The 19,883-nt window shown below is 58.9% G+C and carries 15 protein-coding genes and 1 pseudogene; 7 read left to right on the top strand and 9 right to left on the bottom strand.

Going from position 1 to position 19,883, the window contains the following annotated elements:
• Both cysN and cysD read right to left on the bottom strand, forming a co-directional pair.
• A pseudogene (gene cysN / locus EN808_RS37785) lies at positions 1–167 on the bottom strand (sulfate adenylyltransferase subunit CysN); the annotation flags it as partial.
• Positions 168–169: 2 nt separating this feature from the next.
• A complete protein-coding gene (cysD, locus tag EN808_RS15845; protein ID WP_127279443.1) occupies positions 170–1,075 on the bottom strand; it encodes a sulfate adenylyltransferase subunit CysD in 906 nt (301 codons plus the stop codon).
• A 481-nt stretch (positions 1,076–1,556) separates the two neighbouring features.
• On the opposite strand from cysD, the gene EN808_RS15840 reads away from it, so the two are divergent.
• Both EN808_RS15840 and EN808_RS15835 read left to right on the top strand, forming a co-directional pair.
• Positions 1,557–2,885 carry an O-antigen ligase gene (locus tag EN808_RS15840; RefSeq protein ID WP_135916307.1) on the top strand — a complete coding sequence of 443 codons (1,329 nt, stop codon included), beginning with the start codon at positions 1,557–1,559 and terminating at the stop codon, positions 2,883–2,885.
• A 17-nt stretch (positions 2,886–2,902) separates the two neighbouring features.
• On the top strand, positions 2,903–3,853 hold the full coding sequence (locus EN808_RS15835; protein WP_135916306.1) for an NAD-dependent epimerase/dehydratase family protein: 951 nt from the start codon (positions 2,903–2,905) through the stop codon (positions 3,851–3,853).
• A gap of 42 nt (positions 3,854–3,895) precedes the next feature.
• Here EN808_RS15835 and EN808_RS15830 read toward each other — a convergent pair whose 3' ends face one another.
• The 3 genes from EN808_RS15830 to EN808_RS15815 form a co-directional block, all read right to left on the bottom strand.
• Entirely contained in the window at positions 3,896–4,435 is a 540-nt protein-coding gene (locus EN808_RS15830) for a sugar transferase (RefSeq protein ID WP_127279446.1), read from the bottom strand.
• Between the two features lie 121 nt (positions 4,436–4,556).
• Entirely contained in the window at positions 4,557–5,489 is a 933-nt protein-coding gene (locus tag EN808_RS15825; RefSeq protein WP_135916305.1) for a glycosyltransferase family 2 protein, read from the bottom strand.
• 177 nt (positions 5,490–5,666) lie between these two features.
• Positions 5,667–7,655 carry a nucleoside-diphosphate sugar epimerase/dehydratase gene (locus tag EN808_RS15815; protein WP_245525080.1) on the bottom strand — a complete coding sequence of 663 codons (1,989 nt, stop codon included), beginning with the start codon at positions 7,653–7,655 and terminating at the stop codon, positions 5,667–5,669.
• 318 nt (positions 7,656–7,973) lie between these two features.
• Here EN808_RS15815 and EN808_RS15810 point away from each other — a divergent pair, with 318 nt between their 5' ends.
• From EN808_RS15810 to EN808_RS15790, 5 genes are all read left to right on the top strand, one after another.
• Positions 7,974–8,861, top strand: coding sequence for an ABC transporter permease (locus tag EN808_RS15810; RefSeq protein WP_245525079.1), 888 nt, complete (start codon positions 7,974–7,976; stop codon positions 8,859–8,861).
• 8 nt (positions 8,862–8,869) lie between these two features.
• Positions 8,870–9,607 (top strand): ABC transporter ATP-binding protein, encoded by a 738-nt coding sequence (locus EN808_RS15805; RefSeq protein ID WP_135916304.1) that lies wholly within the window; start codon positions 8,870–8,872, stop codon positions 9,605–9,607.
• Positions 9,608–9,738: 131 nt separating this feature from the next.
• Positions 9,739–10,461, top strand: coding sequence for a class I SAM-dependent methyltransferase (locus tag EN808_RS15800; RefSeq protein WP_135916303.1), 723 nt, complete (start codon positions 9,739–9,741; stop codon positions 10,459–10,461).
• Positions 10,462–10,562: 101 nt separating this feature from the next.
• Positions 10,563–11,228, top strand: a complete 666-nt coding sequence (locus EN808_RS15795) for a hypothetical protein (protein ID WP_135916302.1) — start codon at positions 10,563–10,565, stop codon at positions 11,226–11,228.
• A gap of 111 nt (positions 11,229–11,339) precedes the next feature.
• Positions 11,340–12,353, top strand: coding sequence for a glycosyltransferase family 61 protein (locus EN808_RS15790; RefSeq protein ID WP_135916301.1), 1,014 nt, complete (start codon positions 11,340–11,342; stop codon positions 12,351–12,353).
• 74 nt (positions 12,354–12,427) lie between these two features.
• Here EN808_RS15790 and EN808_RS15785 read toward each other — a convergent pair whose 3' ends face one another.
• From EN808_RS15785 to rfbB, 4 genes are read right to left on the bottom strand one after another with little or no spacing between them, the layout of a single operon-like run.
• On the bottom strand, positions 12,428–13,405 hold the full coding sequence (locus tag EN808_RS15785) for an NAD-dependent epimerase/dehydratase family protein (protein WP_135916300.1): 978 nt from the start codon (positions 13,403–13,405) through the stop codon (positions 12,428–12,430).
• Positions 13,402–17,904: a glycoside hydrolase family 99-like domain-containing protein gene (locus tag EN808_RS15780; RefSeq protein WP_135916299.1), complete on the bottom strand. Its 4,503-nt coding sequence runs from the start codon at positions 17,902–17,904 to the stop codon at positions 13,402–13,404. Before EN808_RS15780 ends, EN808_RS15785 begins: the two co-directional genes overlap by 4 nt.
• Complete coding sequence (gene rfbD / locus EN808_RS15775; RefSeq protein ID WP_135916298.1) at positions 17,901–18,809, bottom strand: dTDP-4-dehydrorhamnose reductase; 909 nt, start codon at positions 18,807–18,809, stop codon at positions 17,901–17,903. Before rfbD ends, EN808_RS15780 begins: the two co-directional genes overlap by 4 nt.
• The gene (rfbB, locus tag EN808_RS15770; protein WP_135916325.1) at positions 18,806–19,876 is read right to left on the bottom strand and encodes a dTDP-glucose 4,6-dehydratase; all 1,071 of its coding nucleotides are present in this window, start codon (positions 19,874–19,876) and stop codon (positions 18,806–18,808) included. Before rfbB ends, rfbD begins: the two co-directional genes overlap by 4 nt.
• Between the last annotated feature and the right edge of the window lie 7 nt (positions 19,877–19,883).

Raw genomic sequence — 19,883 nt, 5'->3', positions numbered from 1 at the left:
TCGAAAATCTGCTTGGTGTCGGACAACAGCCGACCGATCAACGTCGACTTACCATCATCGACCGAACCGCAGGTCAGGAAGCGCAGCAGCGACTTCTTCTCTTGCGCCGCCAGATAGTCGCGGACGCCGTCCGTTGGAGCGAGGCTCTTTGCCATGATGTGGCGCATGGTCAGAAATACCCCTCGCGCTTCTTCTTCTCCATCGAACCGGCTTCATCGCGGTCGATCAGCCGACCCTGCCGTTCGGACGTGCGTGCCGTCAGCATCTCGCCAACGATGGCTTCGAGTGTGTCGGCGTCGGATTCGATGGCGCCGGTCAGCGGATAACAGCCAAGCGTACGGAACCGCACCAGGCGGTCCTCCACGACCTCGCCGGGGAGCAGCTTCATGCGATCATCGTCCTTGAGGATCAACATGCCATTGCGTTCGACGACCGGCCGCCGCTTGGCGAAATAGAGCGGCACGATCGGAATGTTTTCCTGCAGAATGTACTGCCAGATGTCGAGCTCGGTCCAATTCGACAAGGGGAAGACGCGGATCGATTCACCCTGCGCGATACGCGTGTTGAAAATCTTCCACATTTCGGGCCGCTGGTTCTTCGGATCCCACACATGCTGGGCATTGCGGAAGGAGAAGATGCGCTCCTTGGCGCGCGACTTTTCCTCATCGCGACGGGCGCCGCCAAAGGCGGCATCGAAGCCATATTTGTCGAGCGCCTGGCGCAACGCCACGGTCTTCATCACATGGGTGTGGGTGTTCGAACCGTGATCGAACGGATTGATGTTGTCGCGCACGCCGTCTTCGTTGACATGAACCAGAAGGTCAAAACCCAGCTTCTGGGCCATCTGATCGCGAAATGCGATCATCTCGCGAAATTTCCAGGTGGTGTCGACGTGAAGAAAGGGGAATGGCGGCTTGGCCGGATAGAACGCCTTCATCGCCAGATGCATCAGCACCGACGAATCCTTGCCGACGGAATAAAGCATGACCGGCTTGGTGAAGGCAGCCGCGACCTCGCGGAATATGTGGATGGACTCGGCTTCAAGCCGCTGCAGATGCGTAAGCGCTGATATCATGGACCGTGAGCGTTCTCTCGTGCCTTGCAACAGAAGATCCTACGTCAAAACATCGAGCCTTTTACGCCCGGTTCAAGCTTCGCTTCTGGACAAAGTGTTTCGTGCGGGCGTTCTAGCAGATCGTAACGGCCCAGAACAATGCAGGAGGAGCCCGGCAGCGGTTCGTTCGGGAATGAATTTTCCATGCTTGTGGCAAAACCCGGAAATTTCTGCTTGTACGGCCTCCGGTCGGGAAAAGGCAGGAAAAATATTGCCTGTGAGAGAGTTGTGCGGGGACGCTGCAGGAGTCAACGGTCCCCAACTGCCGGATTTCGGCGGCGATCGATCCGGGCGCACTATCGAAGCAGCGACCCAGCCGCTATACGCTTTTCGAGAGCGGGCAAGTGCGTGATGGAGCATGGGCAATTTCGAAGCGAGCACATTCGGTTTCACCAAACATGATGTGCCGCATAAAATTTCTCAAGAATAGCAGGTCCGAAAATTGAACCGGCTTTCATTCATAAGGCAGCAGTTCACGCCTTCGCGGATCAATATCTACTTCTCCATTCTCTGTTTCTTTTCTCCCCCGGTCCTGGGGTCGGTGGTCAGCTTCGTGTTCAATGGCGGTGGCCTGTGGTCCGTCCTGTTGATCGCCTTGAAGAGAAGACGCTTCAATGTCGACCGGGCGATGATGGCGCTGACGATCGCGATTTATGCCTATTGCGCAAGCAACGTCCTGGCGTCCCTCGTCAACCACGTGATCGTCACGGACGCGCGGCATCTTGTTCCGCTGATCACCTTTCTGTTTTTTCCCATCTCCTATTCGACCTGGAGCATTACGCAAAAGACAACGCTCGTCCGCATCATTGTGGTGGCCAGCATGGCTGCCTGTTTTGGAGCGCTGCTGCTGGCGGTCTATCAGCAATATCGGCTTGGCATACGCGCCGAGGGCGGGGCCGGGAATGCGATCGTGTTCGCTGAGGTCCTCTGCCTTGCAGTGGTGACCTGCGTGGCCGCTGCCCTGTCCGGCATAGAGCGATACAGGATCGCCCTTATCTGCGCTGCACTCGGCGGAACGATCGCCATCATCTACTCCGGTACCCGCATCGTCTGGCTGGCACTGCTGATTACCGGTATCGCCGTTCTGCTGATCAACCAGCAGAAGCTGAGAGGGAGAAATGCCGTTCGCGTACTTTTGCTGCTGGCCGCGATCGCAGCCACGATCGCGGTTTTCGGGTCCCAGACGATAGCGGGGCGTGTCGCATTTCTGCACTCGGACTGGGATGCGCTGACCCGTGGTGACCACACGACAGCTTTGGGATCGCGCGTCGCACTTTGGGATATCGGGCTGAAGGCATTTCGGGAGATGCCATTTTTCGGACATGGCGTGGGTACCACCCGGCTCTTGATCAAGCAGGGTTTTCAGGATCAGTTCGGGATGGATGAAGGTTTCAATCATTTCCACAACGGCTTCCTGACCGCCTTGGTGCAAGCGGGAATCCTGGGTGCGGTGACGCTGGCGGCGATCTTCGTGGTTGCCGCCAGAAATGCCGCCCGGGTCCTTCGCGACAGCGCCGATCCGGTCGAGCGGTTCGGCGCCACCATGATCGTCGCCCTCGTGATCACCTATCTGACCGCCGGAATGACGGGCATCCTGATCGGCCATGACATTCTGGACTCGGTTTTTATGATCTTCCTGGTGTCGGGAACATATCTTGCCTGTGGCCGCCAAGCTGCGTTGGTGGAAGACCAAGCCCTTCCACCGCTGGTGGAAAGGCAAGCCCTTCCACCAGCGGTGGAAAGCCTGGCCCCCCCGCCAGTCGTCCAGTAACCGGTGCGGGCAAGACAATGAAAGTCCTGGTTACGGGCGCGACGGGCTTCATCGGCCGCCAGGTGGTCCATCGGCTTCGTCAGGCCGGTGTCGAGCTTCGCCTCGCCTCCCGCCAGCCGGAGAGACTTGATGCGGGCTCCGACGCCATGCCGATGCCGGCGTTCGATGCACCTGCCCCGGCTTTCCTGGCGCTGACCAGGGATGTTACGGATATCGTCCATTGCGCGGGTCTGAACAATGACCAGGGCAACGCCACCGAAGGCGACTTTCTGGCAGCCAATGCGCAATTGAGCGCGCGCCTGGCGCATGCCGCCGCCGCGCAGGCAAGCGGACGGTTCATCCATCTTTCCTCGATCCGGGCCGTGATCGGTGCGCGTGCCAGCGCAACGATCGACGAAGACACAGTCCCCGAACCGCAGGACGCCTACGGGCGCTCGAAACGCGAAGCAGAAATTGCCTTATTGGGCACCTATGCCTCGCACGGCCGTGCCGACGCCGCCGCCATATTGCGGCTGCCTCCGGTCTACGGGATCGGCATGAAAGGAAACCTGGCGACGCTGATGCGGCTCGCCGATACGGCTCTGCCGATGCCGACAGGCGCGCTGACGGCAAACCGCTCGCTGCTGTCATCGCAATCGGCGGCGGGGGCGGTGTGGCATCTGCTTTGCCATTCGCAGCCGCTTCGTCCGATCTATACCGCCAGCGACGTGCCGCCGGTTTCCGTCGCTGCCATCATCGGTGCCTTTCGCCGCGGTTTCGGCAGACCGAAGCGCCTGGTGACAATGCCGGCCGGACCGATGCGGGCGGCCGCCATACTGCTCGGCAAGCGGACGTTCTGGGACAGCCTGACCGCGACCCAGATATGCGACCCTTCGCTCCTTGCCTCGGAAGGCTGGGCGCCTGAAACCGAGACATTGGAGCGGCTGGCCGAGATGGCGCGGTTCCGAAGGCCCCGGCTTCCTGTCTGACCCTGATCCAAGGACCGGCCTCTGCTTCCGGAGCAGGCCTGCTCAGCCGCGATAGAGTGTCCCAAACAGGATGCGAAGGTCGAGCCAGAACGACGCGGTCCTGAGATAGATGGCATCGGTGTCGGCCAGAAGTCGCGGGTTCGACATGTCGATGCCCCTGATCTGGGCCAAGCCCGTCATTCCGGGCAGAGCCTGCAAAACCCCCAGCCGCCTGCGGCATTCGATCAGTTCCGTCTGGGTCGGCAGGCAGGGACGCGGCCCGACCAGGCTCATTTCGCCGCAAAGGACGTTCCAGAGCTGCGGCAATTCGTCGAGCTTGAATTTCCGCAAGCTCTTTCCAACCGATGTCACGGCGCTCGCGGGGGTTTCGTGCGAGGGCAAGGATGGCGTTCCCTGGTACATCGTCCTTAATTTGTGGCAGCGAAAAAGCGCGCCTTCGCGGCCAATCCGCGTTTGGGAAAAAATCACCGGACCGGGCGATGATGCGCGGACGGCAAGAATGGCGAGCAACAGGATGGGAGAGGTTGCCACCAGCAGCACAGCCGCACCGGCGAGATCGAAGATTTTCTTGGCTGTCGTCATGAGTGGCCGATGGGCTCCCTGCCAGGGCTTCACGCGGCAACCACGAGCGAAGCCCATCAATCCGGTCGACGTAGCATGAGGTCGCCTTGCTGACCAAGCGCGCCAAGCGGTCTCCCGATATTCAGATACGACCCAGCACAAAGGCGAGATAGAGCCCAAGGGTCCCGGCAAAAGTCTGTCGATAGACGCCGCTTTTGCGCAGCGCGCCCAGGCGTTGGAAAAGGCTACTTTGCCGACCGTTCGCGAACAGGTCGAGGCACGCCAGTGCGTCCTTCGTAAGGAGATCGCGATTGACGGCGAGGCCGGCAAGATTGAGATCGGTCCAGTCCGCGAACTGGCCCTTGAACAGGCGGCCGAGCCGCGAGAGCCGCGCCTGCCACGATACATTGGCGCCGACCAGATTCGCCGCATGCTGGCGGTAGCGTACCAGTGGCCGCGGATCGTAGCGGACGACACCGCCGGCACCAGTGACAATCAGATAGGCCCACCAATCGTGGCTGACGAAACCGGTGCGGGTGGAGGCCCTGGCCAACAGATCGCGCGCGGCGCGGTTGAGCAGGATGGTGTTGCCGCCGGCAATGCTCTGGACGAGCGCGTTGCGGAAGGACGGCGGACGGCTGAACAGCGGCGAATGGCCGACCAGGCTTCCGGTTTCGGTCATGGTCGCGGTTCGCGAGCAGGACATCAGCGGTTGCGCCGCGTCAAATGCCTGCATCCAGACAAGGGCGCTTTCCAGCCTGTCGGGCTCCCAGACATCGTCCTGATCGCTGAAGGCGTAGCAATCCGCATCGATGCGCGGGTCGAGGATCATTGACCGGAAGTTGGCGGCAAAGCCCTGCCGCGGGCCCTCCACGAGATTTATCCGACCTTTTGTCCAACGAGGCTTCCAGGCTTCGATGATGGCAACCGTGCCATCGACGGAGCCGTCGTCGGATATCCAAAGGTCGATCAGAGGATACGACTGCGCGAGCAGCGACCGCAGCTGCTCGTCGATGAAGGCGGCGCCATCCTTCGTGGCCATCAGGACGGCAATGCGCAGATCTGTCTTACTCACCGATGTCAAACGCCTTACCGCGCGAGGAAACCGCTGCGCACTTTTCCTGGAATTGCTCATCTTTGCCTTCACGCAATTCCGGACGGAAAACCGCTGCGCACTTTTCCTGGAATTGCTCATCTTTGCCTTCACGCAATTCCGGACGGAAAACCGCTGCGCACTTTTCCTGGAATTGCTTTAGCTCGCCTGCCCGGCCGTCTTCGGGACCGCGTCGTGCTGCGCGTTCGCCCTTGTCTTCGTCGTGCGGTCGAGATCGGCCAGGATGGTGAGCGAGGCCGCCTTGTCCTGGCTCTTCATGGATTGCTGCAGCGCTGCAAGCGCTGCCTGGACATCCGACCACTGCGCGACATCGGTGCTCAGGCCAAAAATCTTGGCGATGCTGAGCTCAACCAGTTCCTCGTCTTCGCCGTGAAGGGTCTCGTGGAGCTTTTCACCCGGCCGGATGCCCGTGAAGCGGATCGGGACGTCCGTATAGGGGCTTTTTCCCGCCATGCGGATCATCGTTTCGGCCACTTCGAGGATCGGCACGGGCTTGCCCATGTCGAGCATGTAGACGGCGTAGTCCTGGCCGGCCGGCCGCGACGCGGCATCGGCCGCCGACATGATGACGAGATCGACGGCCTCGGCGACCGTCATGAAATAGCGCGTCATGCGCCGGTCGGTTATGGTGACCGGCCCGCCGGCCTCGATCTGGGCCTGGAATATGGTCGCCACCGAGCCATTGCTGCCGAAGACGTTGCCGAAGCGCACCGCGATGAACTTGGTGGCGGGGCGGCGCCCGCCCGGTTCGCCGGCCGGTGTCCCATGCAGGGCGCTGACGATCTGTTCGGCGGCCCGCTTGGTCATGCCGAGCACGGACGTCGGATCGACGGCCTTGTCGCTCGAGACCATGACGAATTGCGCCACGCCGCACCTGGCGGCGACCTCGGCGCAGACAAGCGTGCCGAAGACGTTGGTCTGGATAGCCGATTCCCAGTTCTCCTCCAGCAGCGGAACGTGCTTCAACGCGGCGGCATGGAAGAGGATGTCGGGTTTGAACTCGGTGACGACACGCGTCATCTGGCGCCGGTCCGCGACATCGACGATGCGGACCTTGAGGCGGTCATGGTGCTTCTCGTCGATATACTGGCTCAACTGGAAGATGCCGAATTCGGAATTGTCGGCGACCAGCACGGCGTCGGCCCCAAGCTCCAGCGACCGCTTGACCAGCGTTCGGCCGATGGAGCCGGCGCCTCCCGTGACCAGGACGCGCTTGCCGCCGACGAAGGCGCCGATGCGCTCGATGTCGGACGCCACCGTCGGGCGGCGCAGGATCGTCTCCATCTCGACGGCATCGAGAACGAGCTTTCCCTCCTGGCCCAGCTGCGAAAGCCCCGCGAACTGCACGACCCCGATGTCGCCGTGACGCGCGACGCGGACAAGCTCCGAATATTCCTCGATCTCATGCTCGGCGCCGCTGCCGAAGATCAGGAGATCGAGGCTCTTGGTGCCGGTCGCATAGTCCTCCAGCACATCGATCAGGCGCGGCCGGGTCGCCACCACCGGCACCCCTTGAATGCGCGTGCCGAGCGGTGCGCCGTGCTCGGTCGCCATGATGCCGACGATGGAATGGCCGGCGGGCTGCGCCGTGCGCGTGAAACGAATGATCAGGTCGGCCTCGCTCAGCCTCCCGACGAACAGGGCCTGTTTGGCGCGCGCCGTGTCGGCCTTGCCGTTCAGGACGCCCCAGCTCGCGCCGTCGCGCAGGAAGCGGTAGAACAGCCGGGGCGCCGAGATGATGGTGAAGGAGACGAGCAGGAAGACGATGAACTGGCGCTCGTTGAGGCCCGCGACAGGCTGGAAGAAGCGCACGACCAGCGAGACGGCGTAAAGCACGAATGTCAGGATCGCGCAGCTCTTCAGGATGTTGAAGAAATCAGGCGTCGAGGCGAAGCGCCAGACCGTGGTGTAGAGGCCGCAATATCTGAACAGAAGATGGCTGATGAGAACGATGCCGGCCCAGGTGACAAGGCCCTCAGTGGAGAGCGCCCCGAACGAAAGATCCGACCGCGACAGGACAAGGCTGAGCGCCACGGCGACCAGGACCATGACCACGTCCTGGACCATGATGAAGGCGCGCCGCACCTGTGGCCTGAGCCCGAACACAGCTTCCAGGGAAGTATTCATTAGGCAGTACTAAACTCCAGGCTGTCGGCATGACTACCTGCAAAGTGTCAGCACGAGAACCATTCGTGACCGTCACACTTCCAAGTAGCATTTCCGGCCCCCGCCTGCTGTATCGCATACTGCGGGCCGCGGGGCATAGCCAGATGTTTTTTTGGGGAGAACGAGTGATCTTTGGGAAGCGTGAGGCCCGGTTCGCGGAAAATTTGCGAAGCCACAGTTAAATATTGCTCATTAACCGCCGCACCCTCGTCAGCATATGTCCGGTTTTGCCGCAGTTGACTCTGCGCTGGACCTCGCTACGACGCAATGCGTTGCCATATGCCCGCCGAAATGTCTATTAGAGACGGGCTTGGTGGTTCGCTATGGCCAGCGAAGGATAATGCGCCGAAACAACAGATTGCGATACTCCCAGCTATGATTGCGGCACTAAACGGCGCTTTTGACGACATCTCAAAAGCCATGAAATTACACCGGGTCTGGGTAGCGCTTGCCCATGAAGACATCGGCGACCAGCACAGGCGCACGACCCTCGGCCCGCTTTGGCTTCTGGTCAACTACGTTGCCTTCGTAGGCACGTTCGTTTTCGTGTTCCAGCCCGCAGGCAAGGACGCCGCGGGGTATTCCGCCTATGTCGCGATCGGCCTTCTGGTATGGTTCTACCTGATGGAAGTAATGTCCATGAGCGTCGCGCTCTTCCAACGCGAAGAAAGCTTCATCGAAGGCACGACGCTGCCCTTGTTTGTGTATGTGATGCGACTGGCGTTGCAGTCCATCATCAGGGCGGGCTATGCGATCGTAGGTTGCGTCGTCATTCTAATATTCAGCGGCTCCGCCGTCGGCATGCCATGGCTGTGGTCATTGGCAGGATTGCTGCTGATCTTGTTCGCCACTCCGCCTCTCATCACTGTCTTCGCATTTCTTGGAGCCTTCTTCCCTGACAGCCAGTTCATCGTTGGCAACCTGCTACGCGTCGGCATGTTCTTCACGCCTGTCTTCTGGATGAACAATGGCCAAGACCCTATCCAGAAATACGCCTACGAATGGAATCCGTTCACTTATTTCCTGGAGATCGTCCGTCTGCCGATCATAAATGGAGAATTTCCGGCCCATGCTTTCGCAGTAACCATCATGGCATCCCTGGTTACCTGGGCGATAGCATTGCTGCTGCTCGGCCGATATCGCAAACAAGTCGTCTTCCTCATCTGAGTTTTTCCATGGTCTCTATCAAGCTGGATAATGTCAGCCTTGTTTACAAGCTGCACGACAAGCTGACTCTGTCCGCGCCGGATCGGCGCGTGGGTGGACCTGGCGGTAGAATCGAGGGCTCCGGCAGAAAGCAGTTCGTGCAGGCGCTCGACGGCGTCAGTTTCGAACTCAGGGCGGGCGACCGGCTAGGCCTGGTCGGCCCGAACGGAGCCGGCAAAACGACCCTTCTCAAGGTGCTCTATGGAATCTACGAACCCTCCGGGGGGAATGTAGCGATCGAAGGCAAGGTCGACGCTCTCTTCAACATCAACATAGGCTTCCGCCGGGAAGCCACCGGGCGCCGGAATATCGTGCTGCGCGGGTTGATCAGCGGATGGACGGAAGCCGAGATCGAAGAGAAGATGGAAGACATCATCGCCTTCAGTGAGCTTGGAGATTTCATCGACCTGCCGTTCAAGGCCTACAGCCAGGGCATGGCCGCGAGACTGGCCTTTTCGGCGGCGACCGCGCTCGATCCCGAGATTCTGTTGATGGATGAGTGGATCGGCGCCGGCGACGCCTCCTTCCAAGAGAAAGCCAAAAGGCGCATGGATGAACTGGCGGAAAAGGCCGGCATCATCGTGTTGGCCAGCCACAGCGAAGCGCTCATACAAAGCGTCTGCACGAGGAAATTGACGCTCAAGAGCGGCCGGATAGAATCGCTCACGACAGAGCCAGTCAAGCATGCTGGAAAGGTGGTTAGGTAGTAAATTCGGTTTGCGGCAACCAGACCGAGGTTCATTTTGAACAATAAGCTCTGATCGCCTCTAGGGTTGCGATCCTCCGATACAGCAACCAGACGCGTAATTTAAAATTGTCCATAAAGGGATTTATCGCCGTGAATGCATTTGGCATTGGTCAGAATGGAACCCTCATTAAACATGGGGGAATATTTTATACTAAGATGATAGAAATTCTTGGGACATCCCTCAATCCCCAGGCATATTTCGAGATTGGCACCGATGCCGGGATCTCCCTGAAGGCAATGAAATGCGCCAGTGTGGCCGTCGATCCTCAATTCAGGCTTACCGAGGACGTAATTGGCTCGAAGCCTTCTTTGCATATGTTCCAGATGCCGAGCGATGATTTTTTTCGTGACCACTCTCCGATTGACTACTTAAAACGTCCCATTGAACTCGCATTCCTCGATGGAATGCATCGATTCGAATACCTTCTGAGAGATTTCGCCAACACGGAAAGATATTGCAGGAAGAATTCCATTATCCTGCTGCATGACTGCCTCCCTACCACAACCGAGATGATGAGCCGTGCACACGCCCATGGGGCCTGGACGGGAGATGTCTGGAAGGTCCTTCCTGCCTTGCGGAAGTACAGATCCGACCTGCAGATAACGTATCTGGATTGTCCTCCAACCGGCTTGGTGGCTATTACGAATCTAGATCCAAATTCGTCAACCATTTCCGATAGCTACTTCTCTATCGTAAGGGAGTTCGTGGGGGTTGACGGCAAGGCGCTCAGGGAACTTTACTCGCGGCTGGCGCTAACGAAGAGCGGCGACCTTCAATCTCACGAAGAACTCACCAAGCTATTTTGGCTGTAGGGATGAACGGGAACCGAAATCTTGTGAACGGGACCTCATCCGCTTGATCGCTTTATTGATTGCCGATACCAAGAATCGGGGGATAGGCGACAGGAGCGGACATGATCATCGGCCCAGACTTTATCTGGCTTCATTTCCCCAAATGTGCTGGAACCACCTTGGAGTTAGCGCTGCGCGACCTCCTAAAGGGCAGGCCGGCCATTGAGTTCGATGATATCGATGATACGACTGGTCGCTGGCACCATACTATAGCCGAACGCCAAAAGGCCGACCCAAGTTTCGACCCATCTGGCAAGCGGGTGTTCGCTTGTATTCGACGCCTGCCGTCATGGATTGTGAGCATGGCGACCTTTGAGGCGACGCGCAACGAACACTTAGTTGCTACGCGTGAGATGATTGTCCGAGGTCGATGCTTCGATGGAACTTACGTCAATTGCGCCGATGATTACATGGATCTCTTCAATATGGACGTCCACCACTGGATTCGTACAGAGTACCTAGCTGGCGACGTGGCGAAGGCGTTCGACCTGCCACAAGCCGACGTTGCCGACGCCTTATTACGATACAAATCCAATGTCACGCCACCCTATGTCAGAAACACTGGATTCTGGTTTACGGACGAGGATCTTGATACCCTCTACTCTAACAACCCGCTCTGGGCTTCGGTCGAGGACCGGGTATATGGTGGTCACACCCCTTCCTCCTTGCGGCAGAGTTTGGCCGGCCCCGTCGATGCCATGAATATGACTGAACAACGGATGGCTTAGGAGACAGTCGCGGCCGCATAGACCGAAATCTATAGTTTGACCTTCTGCGCACCAGGGACGCCCGTGTCTAGAATATTGCATTTCATTCGAGGACGCCGTTCTCCCTCTGTCATGCCCAGCGCGCCCGCTGTTTTTGACGAATCGTCACCCGTCCAGTCGGCGTTTCATCATGATCTGGAGCCCGGCTATCGCACGATTGCTTATGCTACGGTGACAGAGACGGTTTTCGACAAAGCCACAATGACGTACAAGGGGGCGGTATATGATAGCGCTGGAGCTCTCGTTTTTCATTCCCTGCGACCAGCGTCACCTCTGTATACCTACCGACCCGATATCCCGGTTTCCCGAAACCTTGAGCCGACAGTTGATCCCTTGCAACTCGAAGAGGCGATTTATGGTGGGCACTTCTTTTACGCTTGGGGCCATTTCCTGATCGAAACGCTGTCGAGCGCTGCGGTCGCCAATGAACTTCCGAAGGTTCCGGTCGTCTTCTCGCCATGGGAGATTACCGCACAGAACGAATGGACAACGGGCTATGAAAGACACGTCGCGCCCATACTGAACGCAGCGGGATGGGGTAAGCGCCGAATAATAGTCACCGCTAGGCCTGTCTTGGCTAAGTCTCTCTACGTGCCCCAGCGATTGACTGCATTTGGGACTGCGAGTCCCTCAATCCACCCGGCGATATCCAGCGTATACGATAGAATCCGCTCCACCTTTAACCAGAGCAGCCACGACGAAACGGTGCTGGTCATGAGATCGGAAGATCATAGGCGGTGGCATCCTTCAGAAAGAGCGGTGTATGAGGCGCTCGCCGACCGAGGGGTTCTGGCCATTCTCCCTCAAAATATGACAGCGAAGGCCCAAGTTGCGGCAATCTCGAGGGCAAAAACGCTGATCGGCTTTACCGGGAGCGTGTTGCACAATTCAGTTTTCATGGAGAAACAGACGCGAGTAATTGAGATCGGCGATCAGCCCGAAAAGAGTGTCGCTGACAGAATTCAGTCCGAGCTTTGCGGAATTTGCAGCCAAGACCTTGTTTTTGTCCCTGGATTTAAAGGAGCGCCGCGCTCTGCAAATGCCCTTTCATCCTCTATTCTTGATGCCGCTGGCTTGTCGCGATGAGAATCGTCGTGGTTCTTCGTCCCCGCGCGTCGATATACGACATGGGTAAATTCTTGCTTCAGTAGCAATGTGGACTAAGCCGGCCTTTGTCCGGAATCACGAAATTGCACGATTTGGCCCTGTCGCCAGCGATAGGTGAGTGCGATCCCCTCATCGAGCGTACAGGTCGGACGCCAGCCAAGTTCGCGTCCGATCTTCTGTATATCGAGAACGTTCCTGCGAACGTCGACCCCACGGGCGGGAGCATAGACGAGTTTCGCCGGAACGCGAAGAATGGCGGATATTCTCTTCACCAGATCGATCACGCTTGTGCCTAGCCCGGAACCGACATTGTAGATTTCGCCGGCCCGTCCGCCAAGGCCCAGCGAAATCAGGGCCTGTGCAACGTCGTCGATATAGACATAGTCGCGCACATTCTCGCCATCTCCCCAAATGTTCACCGGCGTTCGGCTTGCGATCCTGTCAAACAGAGCCGCAATCAACCCTTGCCCCTTTGCCGCCGACTGATGCGGACCAAAAGGATTCGAAATCCTTGCTATCACGCTGTCGATGCCATGCAGGGCCCGGTAAAGGCTGTAATATCGCTCGATGGCTAGTTTGACCGTGCCATAGGACGATATCGGGACATTCGCGTGTTCCTCGGAAATCTGCAAAGCATCGGTCTGGCCGTAGACCGTGCCGCCTGACGAAGAAAAAACCCATCGGCAGTCCGAGCTCTTGGTCGCCTCCAGCAACGCCACTGTGGCAATCAGGTTGGCCTCGATCTCCGCAACGGCCATCTCGGTTGCTGCCGTGGGCCGCGTGGAACTAGCGAGATGAAAAACCAGGGAGCCCTCCATCGCCGCAAGGAGTTGGCGCGGGGGAGCGGCCAGGTCACCAAGAACAATGCTGCTACCGTCAGGCCAGTGCTCGGACGCATGGCGGGCAAAGCAAACGATCTCAAAGCCCTGCTGTGCCATGGCGCGTGCGAGGTTTATGCCTATGAAACCGGAGGCGCCAAGGATAACGGCCTTCCTGCGTCTATCGCCGAGTGGCGGGCACTCCTGCGTCATGCCGCATCCGAACCTTTGACACCGAGATAGGTGCGAACGTGCTGTAGCCAGGCATCGGCCTTCCGGCGCGTTTCAGCCGAGACTGACACTAGGGAACGCGCCGCCTCCTGCACCCGCCGCACTTCGTCCAGATGGCGCTCCGCCAGTTCGGACTGTGTCACGCCTTGCGCGTGACGTCGGTGCCAGTTGAGCTGCTTCGCGCGGAATCGCATCTTTCCCTGCAGCAATACCCTGAGATAGACGAGCCAATCCCCCGCTATGCGGTAACTGAACAACTCGTCGCCGATTTCGGCGATCGCCTTACTGATGGCAAGGCGCTTGAACAGGACCGCACTGACGTTCGGAATCGTATTCTTGACGCTCATCGCCTCGCTGATTTCGCCTTGGCCATCCCTGGTATAATCGGACAACCAATCATCAGAGATGTCACGGGTGTAGTCGATATAATCTTCCGCGAGTACGCGGCCTTTGCCGTCCAACTGCCCCGATTGGCTATACGCAAGCACAAGCGACGGATCAGCGAAGGCCGGCACAAGCTCCTCGAGAAGGCGAGGCTCGGCGAAATCATCCGCTTCCGCAATCCAGACCAGATCGCCACGGCTGTGGCCGACGCCCTTCGCCCATTGATGGAAAGCCGATCCCGAATTCTGGCTGTTGATGAACAGTTCCGCACCCAATTCGCTGTGCTCGGCGCGGAAAGAGTTGATGGTCTCGACACTTCGGTCCGTCGATGCGTCGTCCAGCACAATAAGTTCATAGATCGGATAAGTTTGGTTCGCGATACTCCTGAGCCGCTGCAGCAGGTGGTCAGCATAGTTGTAGTTCGGAACGACAACCGATACGCGCTGGAATCCTGTCGCGTAGTGCAGAATATCCATCAGATAGCGCCGTATTGATCCAACTGTGGCGAGGTCTTGCCGGCGAGGGCCGTCCAGAACTTCCTTTAGCTGGATGGCGAAATCTTTAACATCGAGCCTCTTGGCGAGCCTTCCTCCATTTTCAACAATAAAGTCGGCTGCGCCGGTTGCCTCCTGGAAGGCCACGACCGGAACGCCGACCTCAGCGGACTCCAACACGACATTCGGAAATGGATCCTCGCGGGACGTCAATGCGTACACAGACGCTCCCGCATAGTAGGCCATAGGGTCCTGGACAAACCCGACGAACTTGACGCTGTCCGCCAGCCCCTTGCGAGCGAGAAGCGCCTCGATCGTTTCCTTCATGCCCTGGTCGAAATGGCCGATCCAGATGAACGCCGTACCGGGATGCGAGCGAAGAACTTCTTCTGCCACTTCGACGAAAAGATCAGGCCCTTTTCGGTGATCCACAAAGGCCACTGCAAGAACGTATCGGGTATCCGGTGCAAAGCCATGCTGACTGCAAACAATTCGACGCGCTTCCGCGGACCGGCCTTTGAACGGGTTTTTCCGCACGAGCCCCTGAGGACGGATCAACGCTTGCCTTAGCGGCGCACCCAGGAAGCGCTCGAATCCAGATTGGACGACAGGCGCCGCAAAAACGATCTTATCGGCGTGCTGGGCGATGGCGGCGGCGTGTCTATTCAGGCTGTAGGACTCCAACACGCCCGGCAGTTCATGAACCAACGAAACGGTGCGGAAGCCTGCTTCCTTCAGGATGGGAACAATCAGTCCCGATACCGTGGTGTTAACAATGGCGACCTCGGCACCCGCTGTCCGTATCGTCTCCAATTTCCGACGCACCGATTCCGGCGGTTCACTGTCGAGAGCAATGTGATGCAGAGATGCAACTTCGGCAAAGCGAGCCATCATAGGTCCGTCGCCAAGGACAATCATATCCACATCGTATTGCAACTCCCCAAATTCGCGAGCCATTGCCAGTGCCAGCAGCTGCGCGCCGTGCGGATGGGCGTCGTGGGATACAATCACTATGCGGGGTTTGCATTTCCCGCCCGCCGTCTCCAAAGCGTCGCGGGTCGCCTGGAGATAGGCATAGCCGTTTGCAGTATCGGGCTCCAGGTGCGCGCCTTCCGCCCACTCATTCCAGGCATTGACGAAGACCAGCCGCTCGGACGGCTCTTTGACGTGAGCCAGTGTATCCCTGATGGCGTTGTCGAGCCATTTGCGATAGAGCACGGGGGTGTTGTTGATGAAGACAGTGCCACCGCGCTTGCGGCGCGCCGTGTTGTCCCAGCCGGGGCAAACCGATCGGAAAAGCTTGTATTTGCGGGGCGGATAATTCTCGCTGCGCCGCAGGAAAACCGACCAGTCGTAGACGGTTGCGGCAAAATTCTCGTGAAGCGGCATCACGGTGTGTGTGATGTTTGGCGGCGCAGAATTGTTTGGCGGAAATTCGACAGCAGCATCGAAACCGTAGCGGTCGGGGGACACGGATTCGAAGGACTGGGTATAGGCGAGGAAAATTTCGCCGATGCCGTTCTCCCGGCACCATGTCCGCCAACGCCGGGCTGTGTCCGCCGCCGCCGGAAGCAAGCTTGGGCGGTACACAAGGAGCAGCGGCTTGCCGTCGATGCGGATGTAGCGAGAGTCGCGAAGGTATGGCGCCACTTCGGCGATAAAAGCCAGATCATCCCGAGGAGAGTGGTCTTGGCCGATAAGTATTTCCTGATCCATGCCATCCCAGCGGCGTGACCAGTTTTCATTGGCCCAGCAGAGACAGAACGGCATATCGAGGCTCTTGTCCTCAAGCCAGTTTTCGAGCGGCGTTTCCAGGAGCCGCTTGCCGCCAAACCAATAGAAATAGAAGCAAAAACCTTCCACGCCATAGAGCTTCGCCAGTTCGATCTGCTGACGCTGGATCGCGGTATCGCGCAAATCATAGTAGCCAAGCGCATCCGGCACATGCGGCTGGTGATGGCCGACAAACTGCGGCTGAGCGGGCCTGACATTGGTCCACTCAGTAAAGCCCTGTCCCCACCATTCATCATTTTCCGGTATCGGGTGGAATTGTGGCAAGTAGAATGCGATCACCCGCACCGGCTTTTGAAGCAATGGCGGGGCCTCGATACGCGGCAGGTAGACCGGTTCTGGTGCGAGACTCGGGCCAGACCTGAACAAAACTGCCTGCGAGCCTGCGCCGCCCGGGGAAGCATCGGGCGTCTCAAGGCTTCTCCAGGCGCGATAGGCGTTCGTCATGCCAAACAGCGAGGGAAACCTCGAGAAAACCGTGCTCTTCAACTTTCTCTTAGCACCAAGAGGCAGCGGCAGATTGCGCCAACAGCGGTAAGCGGCGCGAGCCATGATGCGGCGCATTCCGGCGGGCGCCTTACCGATGGCGCGGGCGCGGTTGCCAAGCCCTCGCAATGGCCCTGTGAGTTGCCAGGACGTGCTTGCATAAACGGCGTCGAGAACACCATGCAACCGAGCTTGCTCAGAGCGCGCATCTTCCCGATCTGCAAGCAAAACTCCAGTCATTTCTTGCATGGCCGACAATTCTTTTTCTAAAATCTGCGCCTCTTGAACCCGGGCGACGATTAGCGCCTTCGCTTGTTCAAGTTCATCTTCGCAATCCCTAACAAGTTTACGCATTTCGGTCAGTTCGCTGGAGAAAGCCTCGATTTGCGTTCCCTGCCGCTCAACCAACTCTCTGTTGGTCTCGATTTCTTGTTCCATGGTGACCGACTTCAAAGACCATGGATTCTCGGCTTGATCGATCGCCTCATTCTCGGTGCCGTCGAGCGGAATCATGCTCCCATCGGCGATGGCGATCCTACCTTGCACCCTGCGCGGCCCAAGGACGTTTTCCCGAATCGGTTGCTTCGTTACGATGCAGAGTGAGTTCAGGAATTCGACGGAATGGATCGACGCAAGAGCGGCATCGTCGAAGGCAATCTTATGTTTTTCGGCGAAGATGGCCAAAGCCTCCATTCGACTGCGGTTCAGCCCCCAATGTTCATGATTGACCACATCAAGAAGACGTTTGAAAAATGACATTGAGGAAAGAGGATCATAGAGACCACCTTCAAACTCTTTCCAATAGCTGCAATGCAAATCTTCCGCTATATACATTCCTCCCTCTGAAAGGTGAGGAAAATAGCGAGCGAACGAACGTATTATGTCGGACGACGTATGCGATCCGTCGTCTATAATAATATCAAATTCCCTAGAAATCGTAGTAATATTATCTTCTATCTCGTCTGTGTTTGCATCACCGACAATGACAGCGATTTTATCGTCGTCAAAAACCAGATTGCCGCACGCCACATTGATATCGCAGCCGAGAACGATCCCCGCCTTGGTGAAATATTGCCGCCAGATCTCAAGTGAGCCGCCGTTCTGAACCCCAATTTCCAGAATTCGAACAGGCCTGCCTCGGTATTGCGCGAAAACTCGGTCATATGTTTCGAGATAGATCGACCATTTGTCTGAAACCTTGCCACTATGGGCTTGGTATAGGTCGCGAAGTGACCTGTCCCGTGCTCTAACTCGCTTGGGCTCTATCCCAGCGCTAGGTCCGCTCTCACCAATAGCCTGACGCCCAGGCAAAGGACGCTTGCTCATGCGGTCATCGCCTGTCTCGTCTCGCCCGCCACCAGCCGGCGCACCACCTCTTCCGCAGACTCCCGCCAGTCCGGCGCCGTCCATGCGAACACATCAGCGAATTTCGCGCTCGATAGCCGGGAATTGGCGGGGCGGCGCGCCTTGGTCGGGTAGTCCATCGTCGTGATATCCCGTACCCGCGCCCAGGGACCACCAGACTTCAAGCTTGTGTCGAGGATATGACGGGCAAAGCCGCTCCAGTTGGTCTCGCCCGTGCCGGCCAGATGATAGGTGCCGAACGCGGCGACATCCTTGTCGCGGTGCAGCGTGGTGGCCGCATGCAGGATCGCGTCGGCGATATCCAGTGCGGATGTGGGATTTCCGCATTGATCTGATACCACCGAAATCTCGTCGCGGTCGGCGGCGAGCCTCAGCATGGTTTTCACGAAATTCTTTCCGAACGGGCTGTAGACCCAGGCGGTGCGCAGGATCAGGTGGCGCGGATTGGCGGCGGCCACCGCCTGCTCGCCGGCGAGCTTGGAGGCACCGTAGACACCGAGCGGCGCCGTCGGGTCGGTTTCGACATAGGCGCGGGGAGCGCTGCCGTCGAAGACATAATCGGTCGAAAGATGGATGATTGGAACGCCGAGCCGCGCCGCGGCCTCCGCCACCTTGCCCGCGCCCGTCGCGTTCACCGCGAAGGCCAGATCGGGCTCGTCCTCGGCCTGGTCGACGGCCGTATAGGCGGCGGCCGACACGACGATGTCGGGCCTGGCGGCGGTGATGGCGTCGATGACGGTATCGGGTCTTGCCAGGTCGAGCTCCGGGCGGCCGATGGCAACGACCTCGACGCCCGCGCGCGCCTGGCCGGCCTCGAGCAGGCTCGCCGCGACCTGGCCGTCGCGTCCGGTGACGAGGAGCCTCACGCGCCCACCCTGCGCGCTTCGCCCAGTCTTTCGCCGGCATAGCGCTGTTCGCGGATCGGCCCCCACCACCATTTGTTGTCGAGGAACCAATCCACGGTTCTGGCAAGGCCGCTGTCGAAATTCTCCCTGGGCGTCCAGCCGAGCTCGCGGCTTATCTTGGTGGCGTCGATGGCGTATCGGCGGTCGTGGCCGGGACGGTCGGTGACAAAGGAGATCAGCTCGCGATAGCGCCTGCCGCCGGCGCGCGGACGCCTGGTGTCGAGCAGGTCGCAGATCGTCTCGACGACGGCGAGGTTGGTGCGTTCCGAATTGCCGCCGACATTGTAGCTCTCGCCCGGATGCCCCTTCGTGGCGACGAGTTCCAGGGCGCGCGCGTGATCCTCGACGAACAGCCAGTCGCGCACATTGGCGCCGGCGCCATAGACAGGCAGCGGCTTTTCATCGAGCGCGTTGAGGATGACGAGCGGGATCAGCTTCTCGGGGAAATGATAGGGGCCGTAATTGTTCGAACAGTTGGAAAGCACGACCGGCAGGCCGTAGGTCTCGTGCCAGGCGCGCACCAGATGGTCCGAAGCCGCTTTCGAGGCGGAATAGGGCGAGGACGGCGCGTAGGGCGTCTCCTCGACGAACATGCCGCCGTCGAAAGGCAGGTCGCCGAACACCTCGTCGGTGGAGACGTGATGGAAGCGGAAGCGGCCTTTCCTGTCGTCGGACAGGCCGCGCCAGTATTCGAGCGCGGCGTTGAGGATCTTGTAGGTGCCGACGATGTTGGTCTCGATGAAGGCGCCCGGCCCATCGATCGAGCGGTCGACATGGCTCTCGGCGGCGAGGTTCATGACGATGTCGATATCGTCGCGGCGCAGTATGTCGAGCACCGCCCTTTCGTCACAGATATCGGCCTGGGCGAAGCTGTAATTGTGGGCATTCTCGATCGGCCGCAACGAGGCCAGGTTGCCCGCATAGGTCAGCTTGTCGAGATTGGTCACCCGGTAGGCCGGATTGGCGCACAGATGCCGGCATACCGCCGAACCGATGAAGCCGGCACCGCCCGTCACCAGAAAATTCATCCCGCCG

Source organism: Mesorhizobium sp. M8A.F.Ca.ET.165.01.1.1 (assembly GCF_004792065.1).
In the GTDB taxonomy this organism is placed as follows: domain Bacteria; phylum Pseudomonadota; class Alphaproteobacteria; order Rhizobiales; family Rhizobiaceae; genus Mesorhizobium.
The sequence above is the reverse complement of the archived record's forward strand: the minus strand, read 5'-3'. Positions and strand labels throughout refer to the sequence as shown.

Excerpts from the sequence above, each read along its gene's own strand:
- cysD (WP_127279443.1), bottom strand. The coding sequence starts at position 1,075 with ATGATATCAGCGCTTACGCATCTGCAGCGGCTTGAAGCCGAGTCCATC.
- EN808_RS15835 (WP_135916306.1), top strand. The coding sequence starts at position 2,903 with ATGAAAGTCCTGGTTACGGGCGCGACGGGCTTCATCGGCCGCCAGGTG.
- EN808_RS15830 (WP_127279446.1), bottom strand. The coding sequence starts at position 4,435 with ATGACGACAGCCAAGAAAATCTTCGATCTCGCCGGTGCGGCTGTGCTG.
- EN808_RS15815 (WP_245525080.1), bottom strand. The coding sequence starts at position 7,655 with ATGAATACTTCCCTGGAAGCTGTGTTCGGGCTCAGGCCACAGGTGCGG.
- EN808_RS15810 (WP_245525079.1), top strand. The coding sequence starts at position 7,974 with ATGCCCGCCGAAATGTCTATTAGAGACGGGCTTGGTGGTTCGCTATGG.
- EN808_RS15805 (WP_135916304.1), top strand. The coding sequence starts at position 8,870 with ATGGTCTCTATCAAGCTGGATAATGTCAGCCTTGTTTACAAGCTGCAC.
- EN808_RS15795 (WP_135916302.1), top strand. The coding sequence starts at position 10,563 with ATGATCATCGGCCCAGACTTTATCTGGCTTCATTTCCCCAAATGTGCT.
- EN808_RS15790 (WP_135916301.1), top strand. The coding sequence starts at position 11,340 with ATGCCCAGCGCGCCCGCTGTTTTTGACGAATCGTCACCCGTCCAGTCG.
- EN808_RS15785 (WP_135916300.1), bottom strand. The coding sequence starts at position 13,405 with ATGACGCAGGAGTGCCCGCCACTCGGCGATAGACGCAGGAAGGCCGTT.
- EN808_RS15780 (WP_135916299.1), bottom strand. The coding sequence starts at position 17,904 with ATGAGCAAGCGTCCTTTGCCTGGGCGTCAGGCTATTGGTGAGAGCGGA.
- rfbB (WP_135916325.1), bottom strand. The coding sequence starts at position 19,876 with ATGAATTTTCTGGTGACGGGCGGTGCCGGCTTCATCGGTTCGGCGGTA.